Raw genomic sequence first — 15,608 nt, 5'->3', positions numbered from 1 at the left:
ACGCTAAGAAACACCGTCAGGATCGCTCTGACTTTGCGGATCTTTGCGCCCTTTGCGGTTCCAGCCTTGGTTAGAACCGCGCCACGCCGAAACTGTTGGGATGCAGGTCGCGTATCTCGGCATCGCGGCAGATGGACAACGTGAAGGCCAGCACCCGGCGGGTGTCGCGAGGATCGATCAGGCCGTCATCGAACAGCCGGGCGGTAGCGGCCAGGGCGTCGGACTCGGCGTCGAACTGGTCGATGATCTTCTGTTTCATCGCGGTCAGCTTGTCCTGATCCACCGGCTGGCCGGCCTTGACCATCTTTTCCTCGGTGATGATGGCCATCACACCCGCAGCCTGTTCCCCACCCATCACGCTGGTGCGCGAGTTCGGCCAGGCGAAGATGAAGCGCGGGCCGAATCCGCGACCGCACATGCCGTAATTGCCGGCGCCGAACGAACCGCCCATGACGATGGTGATCTGCGGCACGCTGGCGTTGGCCACTGCCTGGATCATCTTGGACCCGTGCTTGACCATGCCGTTCTGCTCGGACTCCGTGCCTACCATGTAACCGGTGGTGTTCATCAGGTAGACGATCGGGGTGTTCGACTGACAGCACAGCTGGATGAACTGGCCAGCCTTGTTGGCCCCCTTGGTGGTGATCGGCCCGTTGTTGCCGATGAACCCCACGGTGTGGCCCTCAATGCGGCCGCGGCCACAGATCGTCTGTTGATCCAGGTCGGCCTTGAACTCCATGAATTCCGAGCCGTCGACCACCCGGGCAATGACCTCCCGACAGTCGAACGGCTTGCGGTAATCCGCGGGCACGATGCCGCAGAGTTCGTCGATGTCGTGCCGGGGCGGCGTGAAGGCCGACGTCCGCGTCGGCGTCTGCCGCTCGTTCCAGCCCAGCCCGGCCACGATCTCCCGCGCCAGGCGGATGCCGTCGACGTCGTTTTCGGCCAGATACTCGGTGGTGCCAGCCTGGGTGCCATGCATGTCGGCGCCGCCCAGCTCCTCGTCGGTGGCGACCTCGCCGGTGGCGGACTTGAGCAGCGGCGGGCCGGCCAGGAATACCTTGGAATTGCCCCGTACCATCACGACGTGATCGGACAGCCCCGGCATGTAGGCGCCGCCCGCGGTGCTGGAGCCGTGCACCACGGTGACCTGCGGGATGCCCATGGCGGACAGACGCGCCTGGTTGGCGAACGTCTTGCCGCCCGGAATGAATAGCTCCGCCTGATAGAGAAGATTCGCCCCGCCGGATTCGATCAGCGATACCACCGGCAGCTTGTTCTCCATGGCGATTTCCTGGCAGCGCAGCGTCTTCTGCACGCCCCAGGGGGTCATGGTGCCGCCCTTGATCGCGCTGTTGGAGGCCACGATCAGGCAGCGCACGCCGGTAACGTAGCCGATACCGATGATGGTATTGCCGCCAGCCAGGGAACCGTCGGTATCGTCGTGATGGCCGTAGCCGCAGAGGGTGGAAATTTCCAGAAACGGGGAGCCGCGATCCAGCAGCAGGCTCACCCGTTCACGCGGCAGGATCTGGCCGCGCTCGTCGTAACGGCCGCGCCGGGCTTCCTCGCTGGCCCGGACCTTGTCCTCCACGTCGCGGAAACGCTGGATGCAGGCCAGCATTTCCTCGCGATTGCGGACAAACGTCTCGCCGTTACGGTCAACGGTCGATTCAATCAACGGCATGGGAATCTCGCGGGTGGATCACAGTCGTGCCCGGGTCAGGGCGTGTCGTCGAAATGCAGGGCCGGGCTTTCACCGCGACGCGGCACCTTCGCGGGAATGATGAAGCCGTAGTCGTTGGCGGCATGACAGGCAATACATTCCCCGCGCATGCTCTCGAAGGCGGCTTCGAAGCGATCCCAGTCGCGGCTTTCCACCGCCTCGGTCAGTTCGGGATACACGCGGTCGACGAACCGCGCCGCTGTCTCCGCCCGCTTGTCACGGGCCAGGGGCACGGTCTCGTCCAGCAGGCCGTGCAGCTTGTCCGCCTGATAGGCGGCGAACTGCCACTGCTCCAACTTCGCCGCCCAGTAGAGATTGCGGTAGCGCTCGGCCACGTCGAGCATCCAGTGCGACGTGCCGGGCAGGATGTCGACCAGCGTCTCGACTTTCTCGTCGGTATCCGCGGTCTTGCGCCAGTCGGCGCCCGCGGTCGTCGCCGTCAGCATCAGCAGCAGAATCAGAACTCGGCGCATGGCTTACTCCCCGCCGACCAGCGCGGCCGGCGCCTGATAGCGGTGAAAGCCCTGGTAGGGGCGGGATCGGCCGTTGTCGGTCAACGGATAGGTCCGGCTGTTGCAGGGGGCGCCCCCGTCAACCCGGATGCAGGCACCGGAAATGAACGCGGCGCCGGGACTCAGCAGAAAGCAGATCGCCGAGCTGATTTCGGATTCCGTGGCCAGGCGCTGGAGCGGCACACTTTCCTTGAGCTTCGGGATCATGGCCTTGATGGCCGGATCCTCGTAGGTATCCAGCCCGCTGGAAGCCACCCAGCCCGGGGCCACCGCATTCACCCGCACGCCGGCACCGCCCCACTCCACCGCACAGGTCTCGGTGAGGTTCAGCATGCCGGCCCGGGCGGCGCCCGAATGTCCCATGCCGGGCATGCCGCCCCACATGTCGGCGATGATGTTCACGATGGCGCCGCCGTTCCGGTTCATGTGCTGATTGAACACCTCCCGGGCGACCAGGAAGCCCCCGGTGAGATTGGTACGCACCACCGTCTCGAACCCTTTCTGGTTGATCCCGGCCAGTGGTGACGGAAACTGGCCACCGGCGTTGTTGATCAGGCCGTCCAGCCGGCCGTGCTCGGCAAGTATCTCGCCCACCACCCGCTTGACGTCGTCCTCCTGCCGGATATCCAGGGTGTGGCAGGTGGCCCGGCCGCCGTCCTCGGCGATCTCGGCCGCCACTTCGGCGAGCTTTTCGGCGCGCCTGCCGACCAGCGCCACGCTCGCACCGAGACTGGTCAGCTCGTGGGCGACGCAGCGGCCGATACCACTACCCCCGCCGGTGACCAGAATCCGCTGGCCGGCGAACAGATCAGGCTTGAAAATGGAATCGTAGAGCAACACGTATCTACCGTTTAATGAACCGCAAAGGACGCAAAAGACGCAAAGTGAACAAGGTTTCCGTCAGGTCCGGTCTGACCCTCTTCATCCCTTTGCGTCTTTCGCGTCCTTTGCGTTTAGCGTTTTACTTAGCAACCGCCTGTTCCAGCTCCGGCAGCACCTTGAACAGGTCGCCCACCAGGCCGAAATCCGCCACCTCGAAGATCGGGGCTTCCTCGTCCTTGTTGATGGCGACGATGGTGCCGGCATCCTTGATGCCCGCCAGATGCTGGATGGCGCCGGAAATACCGAAGCACATGTAAAGCTCGGGGCTGATGATCTTGCCGGTCTGACCCACCTGCATGTCGTTGGGCACGTAACCGGCGTCCACCGCCGCGCGTGACGCGCCCACCGCGGCGCCGATCTTGTCGGCGAAGTCGTAAATGACCTTGAAGTTCTCCTCGCTGCCCACGCCACGGCCACCGGAGACCACCTTGCCGGCGGTCTGCAGATCGGGCCGGTCGGAGCTGCTGGCCTGGAGTTCAACAAAGCGGGTGTGCCCGGGGAGCTCGGCGTCGAGACTCAGGGCTTCCACCGCGGCACTGCCACCCGCACCCACCGCGCCATAGGAGGCACAGCGCACCGAACCCACCAGCGTCTGGCCATCCGGGGCGGTGACAGTGTTCACCGCGTTGCCGGCGTAGATCGGCCGTTCGAATTCGTGCGGGCCGTGAACGGCCGCAATGTCGGTCACCATGGCCACGCCCAGCTTGGCCGCCACGCGGGGCATGAGGTCCTTGCCGAAGGTGGTGTTGGGGCCCAGCACGTGGCTGTAGTCGCCCTGTTCGGCCGCGGCGGCGATCTGCGGCGCATAGATCGCCGCCAGCGGGTGGGCGTTCTCGGCCCGCTCGACGGTGAGCACTCGGCTGACGCCATCCAGACCGGCCGCCGCCTCGGCGATGGGGCCGGCGCTGTCAGCCAGCACCAGAATGTCGATATCACCGCCGATCTCCGCGGCACAGGCCACGGTCCGGGCGGTGGAGCTGTTGAGCTGGCCGTCGAGATGATCGGCCACAATCAGAATCTTGCTCATGGGGATGAAATCTCCGGGAAAGTTCGGCGTTTCGCCTTGAAAGCGGTTAACCGCAGATTACGCAGATGGGCGCAGATTCCTGCAAGCCACCCTCTTCGCCTTCCTTCAATCTGTGGAATCTGCGAAATCTGCGGTTGCTGTCCTGGGATCAAAGCAATCCCTTGTCCTTGAGCTTGCCGACCAGGTCGTCGACCGACTCGACCATCACGCCGGGCTCGCGCTCGGGTGGCGGCGCGGTCTTGGTGACGGTGATCGCGGCGGCGGCTTCAACCCCGAGTTGACCGAGATCGGTTTCATCCAGGGGCTTCTTCTTGGCCTTCATGATGTCCGGCAGCTTGAGGTAGCGCGGCTCGTTGAGGCGCAGGTCGGCGGTGATCACGGCCGGCAGGTCGACGTCGATGACTTCCAGGCCGGCATCGATTTCGCGGGTCACCCTGGCGTTGCCGTCGCCCATGTCGATTTCCGAGGCGAACGTGGCCTGCGGCCACTCCAGTAGCGCGGCGGTCATCTGCCCGGTCTGGTTGTTGTCGTCGTCAATGGCCTGCTTGCCCATCAGGAAGACGCCGGGCTCTTCCTTCTCGGCCAGCGCCTTGAATACCCGGGCGGCGGTCAGCGGCTGGATTTCCTCGTCGCTGGCGACGTGAATAGCGCGGTCGCAGCCAAACGCCAGCGCCGTGCGCAGGGTTTCCTGACTGGCCTTGGGGCCGATAGTCACGGCCACCACTTCGTCGGCCACGCCAGCTTCCTTCCAGCGGATCGCCTGCTCGACGGCAATCTCGTCGAAGGGGTTCATGCTGTGCTTGACCCCGTCGGTGACCACGCCGGAACCGTCCGACTTGATCTGGATGCGCACGTTGTAGTCAATCGCACGCTTCACCGCTACCAGTACTTTCATGCCATTCCGTCTCTTGTCGTTGATCTAAGATGTTTATCCGCAGATTACGCAGATGACGCAGATTTGGTCGAGTCGGGTCCGGTGACCTACGGCCTCATCCGGGCAACTTGAGTCAGGCTACCGACAGCCAGACAACTGTCTTCCCTTTTTCATCTGCGAAATCTGCGTAATCTGCGGATTCTCTTTCTTTCGCCGTTCACATATTCGAATAGTTGGGCCCGCCGCCGCCCTCGGGGGCCACCCAGACGATGTTCTGGGCCGGGTCCTTGATGTCGCAGGTCTTGCAGTGCACGCAGTTCTGGGCGTTGATCTGGAACTGCGGTTGGCCGTCGTCGCCATCCACCACCTCGTACACCCCGGCCGGGCAGTAGCGCTGGGCCGGCTCGGCATATTTCGGCAGGTTCTGCTCGATGGGGATGGACGGGTCCTTGAGCTGCAGGTGCACCGGCTGATCTTCCTCGTGATTGGTGCTGGAAATATGCACCGAGGACAGCTTGTCGAAGCTCAAGCGGTTGTCATGCTTCGGATACTCGATCTTCTCCGCCTGATCGGCCGGCTTGAGGGTGGCGTGATCCGGGGTGCGGTCGTGCAGATGCCACGGTGCCTTGCCCCGGAACCAGTTCTGCTCGATGTAGTTGATCGCCCCGCCCCGCAGCGCGCCGTACTTGTGGATGGCGGGTCCGAAGTTGCGGCTGGCATGCAGTTCCTCGTGCAGCCAGCTATTTTCGAACGCCGTGGTGTAGCCGTCCAGCGCATCGTGGGCGCGGTCCGCAGCCACTGCCTCGAATGCCGCCTCGGCCGCCAGCATGCCGGACTTCATCGCGGTGTGATTGCCCTTGATCTTGGCAAAGTTCAGCGTGCCCGCATTGCAGCCAATCAACGCCCCGCCGGGCATGACCATCTTCGGCAGGGAATTCAGGCCGCCCTTGCAGATGGCACGCGCCCCGTAGGAAAGCCGTTTTCCACCCTCCAGATACTGCGCGATCTTCGGGTGATGCTTGAAACGCTGGAATTCGTGAAACGGGCTCAGCCAGGGGTTTTCGTAGGACAGATCCACGATCAGGCCCACGGCGACCAGGTTGTCATCGAAGTGGTAGAGAAACGAACCGCCGGGGTTGGCATTGTCCAGCGGCCAGCCGGCGCCGTGAACCACCAGGCCGGACTCGAATTTCGCCGGATCGATTTCCCAGAGTTCCTTCAGGCCGATGGCGTAGTGCTGGGGGTCGGCTTCTTCATCCAGCCCGTACTCGCGAATCAGGCGCTTGCCGATGTGGCCGCGGCAGCCTTCACCGAACAGCGTATAGCGGGCGCGCAGTTCGATGCCGGGGGTGTGCATGCCATCCTTGGGCTGACCCTGACGGTCGACGCCCATATCGCCGGTGAGAATGCCCTTGATCACGCCATCCTCGATGATGGCGTCAGCGGCGGCGAAACCGGGGTAGATTTCCACCCCCAGTTCTTCGGCCTGTTCACCCAGCCAGCGGGTTAGCTTGCCCAGGCTGATGATGTAGTTGCCGTGGTTGTGCATCGGCCGCGGCACGAAGGGGCCCGGCGTCTTCACGGCTTTCGACTCGCTGGTAAAGAAGTAGACGTCGTCGCGGGTGACCGGGCTATTCAGCGGCGCGCCCTTGTCCTGCCAGTCCGGGATCAGTTCATTCAGCGCCCGCGGCTCGAACACCGCGCCGGACATGATGTGGGCGCCGACCTCGGAGCCCTTCTCCACCACGCACACGTCGATCTCGCGGCCGGCTTCCGCCGACATCTGCTTGGCGCGTATCGCCGCCGACAGGCCGGCCGGGCCGGCGCCCACGATGACGATGTCGTATTCCATGACATCGCGCTCGATTTCCTCGTTCTGGTCACTCATAAACGCTCCGCCAATGCCCGGGGGACCGGGATCGGATGATCCAGTAACATCTGCCCGTAGCACTTGCCCTGCGGGTCGACCCGCAGGCTGGCGATGCCGCCGCCGCCGAGCACCCGGGTCAGCAGGAAGTTCAGCCCGCCGATGCCCGGTAATTCGAACCGGAATACCTCGCCATCGAGGTAATGCCGGAAATAGTCGGCCACGGCGGCCTCGGTCAGCGCCGCACGAATGTAGGGCAGATAGTCACGCTTGCGCGACATGATACCGATATTCGCGTTGTCGCCCTTGTCACCGCTGCGGGCAATGGCCAGTCGAATCAGGGGGACGCTGACGGCATCGTCGCCAGCACTGGCGATGTCGCCCGGCGGATCGGAAGCCAGCGCCGGGGGCTGGCCGGTACCGGCGGGAATGGTGATCTCGCGGGCACTGCCGTCGACATCGATGCTCACCGGCAGGGCCTGCTTGTCCGCCAGCGCGGAATACAGACGAATCACCGGGCTCGGTCGCGGGCGCCCGCCGGCGTAACCGGTGATGCCGGGCGACATGGACACGGCGGCCTGGGCGATTTCGGTCCCGAACAGCTTCAATGCCTGATCGGATTCATGCGTCAGCGCCAGCCACACCAGGACCTCACGGGCCGCCCGTGCGCGACCATGCGGCCCGTACATGGATTCACCGCCGATCACCTGAACGCTGGTACGGATGAAATCGTCGAACCCGGCCTCCCGCAGCAGGCGGCGGTTCTTGGCGATCAGCGCCTGCCCCACCCGCTCGGCCTTGGCCACCGCGTCGATGCCGCCGATCACGAAGGTGGCAGTCAGCCGGTAGCCATCGGCATAGGTGGCCGACACCTTGTAACTGCCGGTCGGTGGCAGGCCGCGGGCGCCGGAAATGCGGACACGATCCGTGCCCGTCGACTCGATTGTTACCCGGGTCCAGTCACAGGTCACGTCCGGTAGCAGATAGGCCTTGGGATCGCCGATCTCGTACAACAACTGCTCGGCGGCGGTTCCCACGCTGACCAGCCCGCCGGTACCGGGTGGCTTCGTCAGCTCGAAACTGCCGTCCGCATGACATTCGGCGATGGGAAAACCCATGTTGTCGTAACCCGGTACGGACTCCCAGTCGGTGTAGAGGCCGCCGGTACTCTGCACCCCGCATTCCAGCAGGTGACCCACCAGACTGCCCGCGGAGAGTTCATCATGGGCCTCGGGCGACCAGCCGAATTCATGCATCAGCGGGCCCAGGGCGAGCGCGCTGTCGACACACCGCCCGGTAATCACCACATCCGCCCCGTCATCCAGGGCCGCGGCAATCGGCAACGCCCCGAGATAGGCGTTCATGCTCAGGAATCGATCCGGGCGGGGTTGATCCGGGTCCATCGGCTGCAGCCGGCCGACCGCCTCCCCGGTTGCCCAGCCGCTGAGATCATCCCCGGTCACCACGGCGATGCGCAACTCCACCCCGGCCTCGCGGGCAGCCGCGTGAAGCGCGTCCCGGGCCCCGGCGGGATTCACACCGCCGGCGTTGGTGATGACTCGAATGCCCTGACGCTTGATCTCGGGCAGCAGCGGTGCCAGCACCGGTACCAGATCGCGACCCCAGCCGGCCTCGGGATCGCGCATGCGCTGGCCGGTGAGAATCGACATGGTGACCTCGGCCAGATACTCGATCATCAGGTAATCGAGCTGTCCGCCGGCCACCAGCTGGGCCGGTCCGGTGCGAGTATCACCCCACATCGCGGCACCCCCACCGATGCGCACGGTCTTTGGCATGCTCCTCCCGAGATTGCTGGCTGCGCCGGCTTCTATGGCGCTGATTGTATGACAATCAGCCTAATGCGGACGATGGCTGGTTGGTACCACTCTATCGAGTAGTGCCGGCCCTTCCTTCATGAACGGTCACCGTACTGGCAGGCACCGCGCAGGGCCGGTTGAAACCGGCCCTGCGACAGGCTGCCCGGCGTCCGCGTCAGGCGTTGGCGGCCCGGGCCATGGTGACCGCATCGCCGCCGCTCTGACGATTGCGGTAGTACTCATCCTTGGGAAACACATCGACCTGAATCGCCTCCATCCGCGCCGCTTCGGCACTGCGGATGGTGTCGGCCTCGGCCGCCGTGACCACGCCCTTTTCCAGCGCTTCGGCCAGCGCCGCAGCCGGTTCCCGGGCGGTGATCTCGCCCTGCTTGATCGCCTTCATGATCTTGCCCTGGGCCGGACGGGCCTCGCTGATCAGACGCCAGGCCTTGAGCAGCCGGCCCATGCCGGGCTGATTCTCGTCGGGCATGGCCAGACCGTCGACGATGCGGTCGTACTGCGCCCCCGGCACCTGGATGGCATTGGCCACGGGGCGGTCGAGCTTGTCGGACGGGCCGGTGGACAGCGTATTGGCCCGCAGCAACAGACGGCCGGGATAGCGCAGCAGCCAGCCCACGACCGGGGCATCGAAGTTGGCGTAAATGCCCTCGAACGCGTCTTGGATCTGCTTGAGGCTGTATTCCAGCGCCCACTGCACCACCGGCAGGTCTTCCGCCTGCCGGCCCTCCGCCTCGAAACGACGCAAGGTCGTGAACGCAAACAGCTGCCAGGAAAGCGCATCCGCGAAACGACCCGACAGCTTGCCCTTCTGCTTGAGCTTGGCACCGACCAGGAACAACGCCAGATCGGTAAGGAAGGCAAAGCGGGCCGATGCCCAGCCCAGCTTGCGGTAGTAGCGGGCGGTCGGGCCCTTCACCGGGCTACGGAAACTCCAGCCGCGGGTGAGCCCGCGAACCAGCGTGCGCAGGCCGTTCATGGCGAAACTGCCCATCCAGCCGAGCACCGCCGACTTGAACGCCGGCACGTCATCATCTTCCAGCGATCGCAGGGTCTTGAGCGCATAGGGATGGCAGCGCACCGCCCCCTGTCCGAAGATGATCAGCGTGCGGGTCAGGATATTGGCCCCTTCCACCGTCACGCCCACCGGTGCGCCGATGTAGGCGCCGCCGAGAATGTTGTTCGGCCCCTGCATCACCCCGGCCCCGGCCATCACGTCGAGGCCGTCGATCACCAGACGCTGACCCATCTCGGTGGTGTGCTGCTTGAGAATGGCCGAGGCCACCGGCGGCTGGTGACCGTTGTCCACACCCGCGCAAACGTATACACGCGAGGATTCCATGGCGTAGGCCATGGCCGCGATCTTGGCGATCTTGGCTTCCGGGCCTTCCATGTAGCCGATCGGAATATTGAACTGCTGGCGAACCATGCTGTACGGCCCGGCCGCCGCGGCAGCCAGCTTGCAACTGGCAATGCCCCCGGCCGGCAGCGATACGGCGCGGCCACCGGAGAGCTGCTCCATGAGCATGCGCCAGCCCTCGCCCACATTGCCGGGCCCGCCGATGACGTTCTCGGCCGACACCACCACGTCCTTGCCGATGATCGGGCCGTTGTCGAACGCGGAAATCGGCAGATGGTGGTCACCCAGTTCCAGCCCGGGGGTGCCCTTGTGCACCAGCACCACCGAAATGCCGGGATACTCGCCCTTGCCCAGCAGATTGTCCGGGTCGGCAATGCCGGCGGCAACGCTGACCAGATTGGCCACCGGGGCCAGGGTGATGTAGCGCTTGGCGAAGTTGAGGCGTATCTTGACTTCGCCGTCATCGTCCTTGAACACCACGCCCTCGGCCTTGATCGACGCCGCGTCGGAGCCCGCCGTGGGCTCGGTCAGGCCGAAGCACGGCACGTACTCGCCGCTCGCCAGCCTGGGCAGGTACTCGGTCTTCTGGGCCTCGGTGCCGTATTCCATCAACAGTTCCGCGGCGCCCAGGGTGTTCGGGATCACCACCAGGCTGCCCACCGCGCCCAGGCCGCTGGTCTTCATCATCACCGCGGCACGGCCCAGCGTCGACATGCCGAAGCCGCCGTATTCCTTGGGAATGATCAAGCCGAAGAAGCCCTTGTCGCGCATGAATTCCCAGACGTCCGCCGGGACTTCACGGGTCTCCTGGATCTTCCAGGTGTCGACCATGCGCCAGAGCTCTTCCACTGGACCGTCGAGGAACGCCTGCTCCTCTGGCGGCAACTTCGGATAGGCCTCGGCCAGCATCGAGGTGAAATCGGGGTTACCGGAGAAGAATTCCCCGTCGACCCACACCGTGCCCGCCTCCAGGGCTGCCCGCTCGGTATCCGAAATCTGCGGGAGAAGCCTGGCATCCTTGATCGTTTTCAGCAGCTTGGCAAACATTGTTCAGATCCTCGCTGACGACTGGCTGGGTGCCTTGCGCAATGCGCATGGCGGTTGTGGACCAGAATACCGTATTAGCTCGCGTCGAACCGGTCGCCGGATTCGGCCATCTTTCCCAGGATGGCGGCCGGGGCAAAGCGGTCACCGTAGCGTTCGGCCAGTTCCCGGGCACGGGACACGAAGGCGGCCGGGCCACCCACGCTGTTGGTGAACTGCAGGGTGCCGCCGTGGAACGGCGCGAACCCCCAGCCGAAGATGCTGCCGATGTTGGCGTCGGCCGCGGTGGTGACCACCCCTTCCTCGAAACAGCGGGCGGTTTCGTTGGCCTGCGCATAGAGCAGACGGTCGACCATTTCCTGCTGCGAGAGCTGCTCGTCGGCCAGCGGGAAGTGCTCGGCCAGACCCGGCCACAGGCGCTTCTTGCCGCCCTCGGGGTAATCGTAGAACCCCTTGCCGGCCTTCTTGCCGGGACGATCCAGTTCCTCGACCATTTTGCGGACGGTGGGTTCGGCCGGGTGCGGGGCGTAGGGCTTGCCCTCGGCCTCGAAGTCCTTGCGGGTCTGGTCCATCACGTGCAAGGACAGCGACAGCGACACCTCGTCCTCCAACGCCAGCGGACCCACCGGCATGCCGGCTTTCAGGCCTGCCTGCTCGATCGCCCGCGGGTGCTGCCCCTCGGCCAGCATCGCGATGCCTTCCATCACGTAAGTGGCGAAACAGCGCGAGGTATAGAAGCCGCGCGAATCGTTGACCACGATCGGCGTCTTGCGAATCTGCTGGACGTAGTCGAACGCACGCGCCAGGGTCTCGTCGCTGGTCTTTTCGCCGACGATGATTTCCACCAGCGGCATCTTCTCGACCGGCGAGAAGAAATGGATGCCGATGAACTGGTCGGGCCGGCTGCTGCGGCTGGCCAGGCCGGTGATCGGGAGCGTGGAAGTGTTGGACCCGAAGACACCCTTCGGGTCCATCACCGCCTCCGTCTCCTCCGTCACCTTGCCCTTCAACTCCCGGTCCTCGAACACCGCTTCGATGATGAGGTCGCAACCATCGAGGTCAGCGACATCAGCCGTCGGCTTGATCCGATCGAGAATTGCCTTCTTTCTGTCCGGCGTGCTGCGGCCACGCTGGATTGCCTTGTCTTCCAGTCCTTCCGAATAGGCCCTGCCCTTTTCCGCGCCGGCCTGCTCGACGTCCTTGAGCACCACCTCGATACCGGCCTTGGCCGACACATAGGCAATGCCCGCGCCCATCATGCCCGCGCCCAGCACGCCGAGCTTCTTCACCTGGCCGGGTTCGACGCCCTGCGGCCGCGATTCACCCTTGTTGATCTTGTTGAGCTGGTACCAGAGGGTACCGATCATGTTCTTGGATTCCTGGCTGACCACCAGCTCCGCGAAGTAGCGGCCCTCGATCTTGAGGGCGGTGTCGAAATCCACCAGCCCGCCTTCGTACACGGCCGACATGATGTTACGCGGCGCGGGGTAATTGCCCCGCGTCTTCTGATTCATCATCGCCGGGGCGATGGGCCACATGTGGCCCTGCGAGGGATGCTTGGAATCGCCGCCGGGAAACTTGAAGCCCTTCTGGTCCCAGGGCTGGGTGGCCGGCTGACCGGATTCGATCACCCCTTCGATGTACTTGCGGGCCCGACGCAGCATGTCGTCGGCGTCATCCGCCAGTTCATCGATGAACCCCTGCTTGGCGGCCTTCTCGGGGGCCAGCTCCTTGCCTTCGGTCAGCAGCGGCAACGCGGCCTGGATGCCGATCAGGCGCGGCAGGCGCTGGGTGCCGCCACCACCGGGCAGCACGCCCAGCTTGACTTCGGGGAGGGCCATCTTGGCCTTCGGGTCGTTGATGGCAATGCGCCGATGACAGGCCAGGGCCAGTTCCAGACCGCCGCCCAGGGCCGATCCGTTGAGCGCCGCCACCACCGGCTTGCCGCAGCATTCCAGCCGCCGCAGCATGGCCTTGAAATCGCCGGCCATCTGCAATGCCACCGCCGGATCGGTCACGGCGAACAGGCCGTCGATGTCGGCCCCCACCATGAAGTTCTTCTTGCCGGAGGTGATGATCACGCCGGTGACCGAGTCGTCACTTTCGATGCGCTCGATAAGTGCCGCGAATGGCACCGAGAACTGGTCATTCAGGACATTGGCCGAGCGGCCCGGCATGTCCAGCGTGAGGGTGAGAATGCCCCTGTCGTCCTGTTCAACGCGGATGGCGTCGCCGCCGAGGTCCGTGTGCTCTTTCATGTTGGCTGCCATGACTGCAGGTCTCCTGATGATGGCTGGGCGGCAGCGATGATCATCGCCTGCCGTCCGGCCCGGTCGTTTGCCGGGGCTGTGTTTCAGTGTTTCAGACGCGCTCGATGACGGTGGCAATGCCCATGCCGCCGCCCACGCAGAGGGTGATCAGCGCGGTCTGCTTGTCCTGTCGTTCGAGCTCGTCGAGCACCGTGTTCATCAGAATCGCGCCGGTGGCGCCCAGCGGATGACCCATCGCGATGGAGCCGCCGTTGACGTTGACCTTGTCGATGTCGATATCCAGATCGCGCACGGCGCGGAGCACCACTGCCGCGAAGGCCTCGTTGATTTCGAACAGATCGATGTCCGAGGCCTTCATGCCGGCCTTGTCCAACGCCTTCTTCGAAGACGGGCCCGGGCCGACCAGCATGATGGTGGGGTCGGTGCCGGTGACCGCGGTCGACACGATGCGGCCGCGCGGCTTGAGCCCCAGGGCCTTGCCCTTGTCCTCACTGCCGATCAGCACCAGCGCCGCGCCATCGACGATGCCGGAGGAATTGCCGGCGTGATGGACGTGGTTGATCGATTCCACCGTCGGATACTTGGCCAGCGCGGTGTCGTCAAAACCCATCTGCCCCATCTGCTCGAAGGAGGGCTTGAGACCACCAAGCGCCTCGACGTTGCTGTCGGGGCGAATGGTTTCATCATGATCAAGCACGACCAGCCCGTTGACGTCGCGCACCGGCACCAGGGAGTTGCTGAAACGGTTGTCGTCACGCGCGGCAGCAGCCCGCTGGTGGGAACGCACCGCGAAGGCATCCACGTCGTCGCGGGAAAAGCCCTCGATCGAGGCAATCAGGTCGGCGCCGATGCCCTGAGGCGCGAAGCCCATGGCATCGTTGACACGCGGGTCCATGGCCATGGCGCCACCGTCAGAACCCATCGGCCAGCGTGACATCGACTCCACCCCGCCGGCGACCACCAGGTCTTCCCAGCCGGAGCGAACTTTCTGCGCCGCCAGGTTCACCGACTCCAGCCCCGAGGCGCAGAAACGACTCTGGGTGACACCCGCCACGCGCTCGTCCCAGCCGGAGTAGATCACCGCCGTGCGCGCGATGTCCGCGCCCTGCTCGCCCACCGGAGTGACGCAGCCCAGCACCACGTCGTCCACCTGACTGGTGTCCAGTTCGTTGCGGGTCTGGACCGCATCGAACAGATTCTTCAGCAGATGAACGGGGCTGACCTCGTGCAGGGAGCCGTCCTTCTTGCCCTTGCCGCGGGGCGTACGGACAGCGTCGAAAATTAGCGCTTCGGACATCGCTTGATTTCCTGTAATAAGTGTTACGTGTGCGCCGGCAGAGCAGCCGCGCCAGATACCGGAAAGAAACCTAATCAAAAAGCCGGCAAAAATCAACTCGCCTGATCGACCGATCGTCGGCCGCTTTTCACGCTTCTGTCATCGCGGTTATCATGGGCCACCCCGGGATGGCGCCCGGTAATATCTGTTGTTGAAAAGGTGTGAAAATGGATCAAGTAGACCCGCGCCTCCTGTCGATCGCGGACATGGATATCAAGACCCGCGAACGTATCGAAGCGGCCGTGCTGGCGCTTTTCTCGGAGCAGGAGTACCACCGCGTCAAGCTCATCGACGTGGCCACCATGGGCCGCGTGAGCCTGCAGACCATTTACAAATATTATGGCAGCAAGGAAACCCTACTTTTTTCCAGTCTTGACTCCTGGCTGAGCGAGCTGGCAAAGCGGATGATCGATCACCTGAGCGGTATCGAGAATTACAAGGACCGGCTGCGCAAGGTGTTCTGGGTGATGCTCGACTACTTCGAGAACAATCCCCGGGTGGCCCAGATCATCATGAGTTCGGTGTACCTCAACACCTGGCGGCGCGACGACACCTTCCGCCAGCCGGAACTGATGTCCATCTTCATGAAGGTGCTCGGCGAGGGCCGCCAGCAGGGCATATTCCGCGAGGACGTGGACGAGAAGGACCTGCTCGACCTCTTCCTGGGCGTGGCCACCCGCAAGATTTCCATGTGGCTGGTGCGCGGCCAGAGTGAACCGCTGACCGAGAAGGCCCCGGTGCTGTTCGACATGATCTGGGTGGCAATGAGCCGGGAACGGGCTACCGAGGAGGCAGCACCGCGGGCTCGGGCTTCCTGACAGCGTCCAGCCCTGAACGCTGTCATTGCCAGGCGCGCTAGCGCCGACGCGGTCTTC

At 64.5% G+C, this 15,608-nt stretch carries 11 protein-coding genes; 1 reads left to right on the top strand and 10 read right to left on the bottom strand.

The features are described 5' to 3' along the window. Positions 1-70: 70 nt before the first annotated feature. The 10 genes from RM532_RS13630 to RM532_RS13585 all read right to left on the bottom strand — a co-directional run bounded on the left by RM532_RS13630 (position 71) and on the right by RM532_RS13585 (position 14,694). Complete coding sequence (locus RM532_RS13630; RefSeq protein ID WP_311653886.1) at positions 71-1,687, bottom strand: acyl-CoA carboxylase subunit beta; 1,617 nt, start codon at positions 1,685-1,687, stop codon at positions 71-73. Positions 1,688-1,722: 35 nt separating this feature from the next. Beyond that, on the bottom strand, positions 1,723-2,199 hold the full coding sequence (locus RM532_RS13625) for a hypothetical protein (protein ID WP_311653885.1): 477 nt from the start codon (positions 2,197-2,199) through the stop codon (positions 1,723-1,725). Positions 2,200-2,202: 3 nt separating this feature from the next. Next, positions 2,203-3,075: an SDR family oxidoreductase gene (locus tag RM532_RS13620; protein ID WP_349255330.1), complete on the bottom strand. Its 873-nt coding sequence runs from the start codon at positions 3,073-3,075 to the stop codon at positions 2,203-2,205. A gap of 124 nt (positions 3,076-3,199) precedes the next feature. Beyond that, on the bottom strand, positions 3,200-4,147 hold the full coding sequence (locus RM532_RS13615) for an electron transfer flavoprotein subunit alpha/FixB family protein (protein WP_311653883.1): 948 nt from the start codon (positions 4,145-4,147) through the stop codon (positions 3,200-3,202). A gap of 148 nt (positions 4,148-4,295) precedes the next feature. Continuing rightward, positions 4,296-5,042 carry an electron transfer flavoprotein subunit beta/FixA family protein gene (locus RM532_RS13610; protein ID WP_311653882.1) on the bottom strand — a complete coding sequence of 249 codons (747 nt, stop codon included), beginning with the start codon at positions 5,040-5,042 and terminating at the stop codon, positions 4,296-4,298. Between the two features lie 196 nt (positions 5,043-5,238). Further along, a complete protein-coding gene (locus tag RM532_RS13605) occupies positions 5,239-6,888 on the bottom strand; it encodes an electron transfer flavoprotein-ubiquinone oxidoreductase (RefSeq protein ID WP_349255329.1) in 1,650 nt (549 codons plus the stop codon). 17 nt (positions 6,889-6,905) lie between these two features. Next, positions 6,906-8,684 carry an acyclic terpene utilization AtuA family protein gene (locus RM532_RS13600; protein ID WP_311653880.1) on the bottom strand — a complete coding sequence of 593 codons (1,779 nt, stop codon included), beginning with the start codon at positions 8,682-8,684 and terminating at the stop codon, positions 6,906-6,908. Between the two features lie 196 nt (positions 8,685-8,880). Then, the gene (locus tag RM532_RS13595) at positions 8,881-11,130 is read right to left on the bottom strand and encodes an acyl-CoA dehydrogenase (protein WP_311653879.1); all 2,250 of its coding nucleotides are present in this window, start codon (positions 11,128-11,130) and stop codon (positions 8,881-8,883) included. Positions 11,131-11,204: 74 nt separating this feature from the next. Then, the gene (locus RM532_RS13590) at positions 11,205-13,397 is read right to left on the bottom strand and encodes a 3-hydroxyacyl-CoA dehydrogenase NAD-binding domain-containing protein (protein WP_311653878.1); all 2,193 of its coding nucleotides are present in this window, start codon (positions 13,395-13,397) and stop codon (positions 11,205-11,207) included. 91 nt (positions 13,398-13,488) lie between these two features. Next, complete coding sequence (locus RM532_RS13585; RefSeq protein ID WP_311653877.1) at positions 13,489-14,694, bottom strand: acetyl-CoA C-acetyltransferase; 1,206 nt, start codon at positions 14,692-14,694, stop codon at positions 13,489-13,491. A 206-nt stretch (positions 14,695-14,900) separates the two neighbouring features. On the opposite strand from RM532_RS13585, the gene RM532_RS13580 reads away from it, so the two are divergent. Then, positions 14,901-15,551, top strand: a complete 651-nt coding sequence (locus RM532_RS13580; RefSeq protein ID WP_311653876.1) for a TetR/AcrR family transcriptional regulator — start codon at positions 14,901-14,903, stop codon at positions 15,549-15,551. Positions 15,552-15,608: the final 57 nt, after the last annotated feature.

It is taken from the genome of Spectribacter hydrogenoxidans (assembly GCF_031846275.1).
Taxonomy (GTDB): Bacteria; Pseudomonadota; Gammaproteobacteria; order Nevskiales; family Salinisphaeraceae; genus Spectribacter; species Spectribacter hydrogenoxidans.
The sequence above is the reverse complement of the archived record's forward strand: the minus strand, read 5'-3'. Positions and strand labels throughout refer to the sequence as shown.

Bases quoted from the DNA above. Each gene is read 5' to 3' on its own strand.
- RM532_RS13630 (WP_311653886.1), bottom strand. From the start codon at position 1,687: ATGCCGTTGATTGAATCGACCGTTGACCGTAACGGCGAGACGTTTGTC.
- RM532_RS13625 (WP_311653885.1), bottom strand. From the start codon at position 2,199: ATGCGCCGAGTTCTGATTCTGCTGCTGATGCTGACGGCGACGACCGCG.
- RM532_RS13615 (WP_311653883.1), bottom strand. From the start codon at position 4,147: ATGAGCAAGATTCTGATTGTGGCCGATCATCTCGACGGCCAGCTCAAC.
- RM532_RS13610 (WP_311653882.1), bottom strand. From the start codon at position 5,042: ATGAAAGTACTGGTAGCGGTGAAGCGTGCGATTGACTACAACGTGCGC.
- RM532_RS13600 (WP_311653880.1), bottom strand. From the start codon at position 8,684: ATGCCAAAGACCGTGCGCATCGGTGGGGGTGCCGCGATGTGGGGTGAT.
- RM532_RS13595 (WP_311653879.1), bottom strand. From the start codon at position 11,130: ATGTTTGCCAAGCTGCTGAAAACGATCAAGGATGCCAGGCTTCTCCCG.
- RM532_RS13590 (WP_311653878.1), bottom strand. From the start codon at position 13,397: ATGGCAGCCAACATGAAAGAGCACACGGACCTCGGCGGCGACGCCATC.
- RM532_RS13585 (WP_311653877.1), bottom strand. From the start codon at position 14,694: ATGTCCGAAGCGCTAATTTTCGACGCTGTCCGTACGCCCCGCGGCAAG.
- RM532_RS13580 (WP_311653876.1), top strand. From the start codon at position 14,901: ATGGATCAAGTAGACCCGCGCCTCCTGTCGATCGCGGACATGGATATC.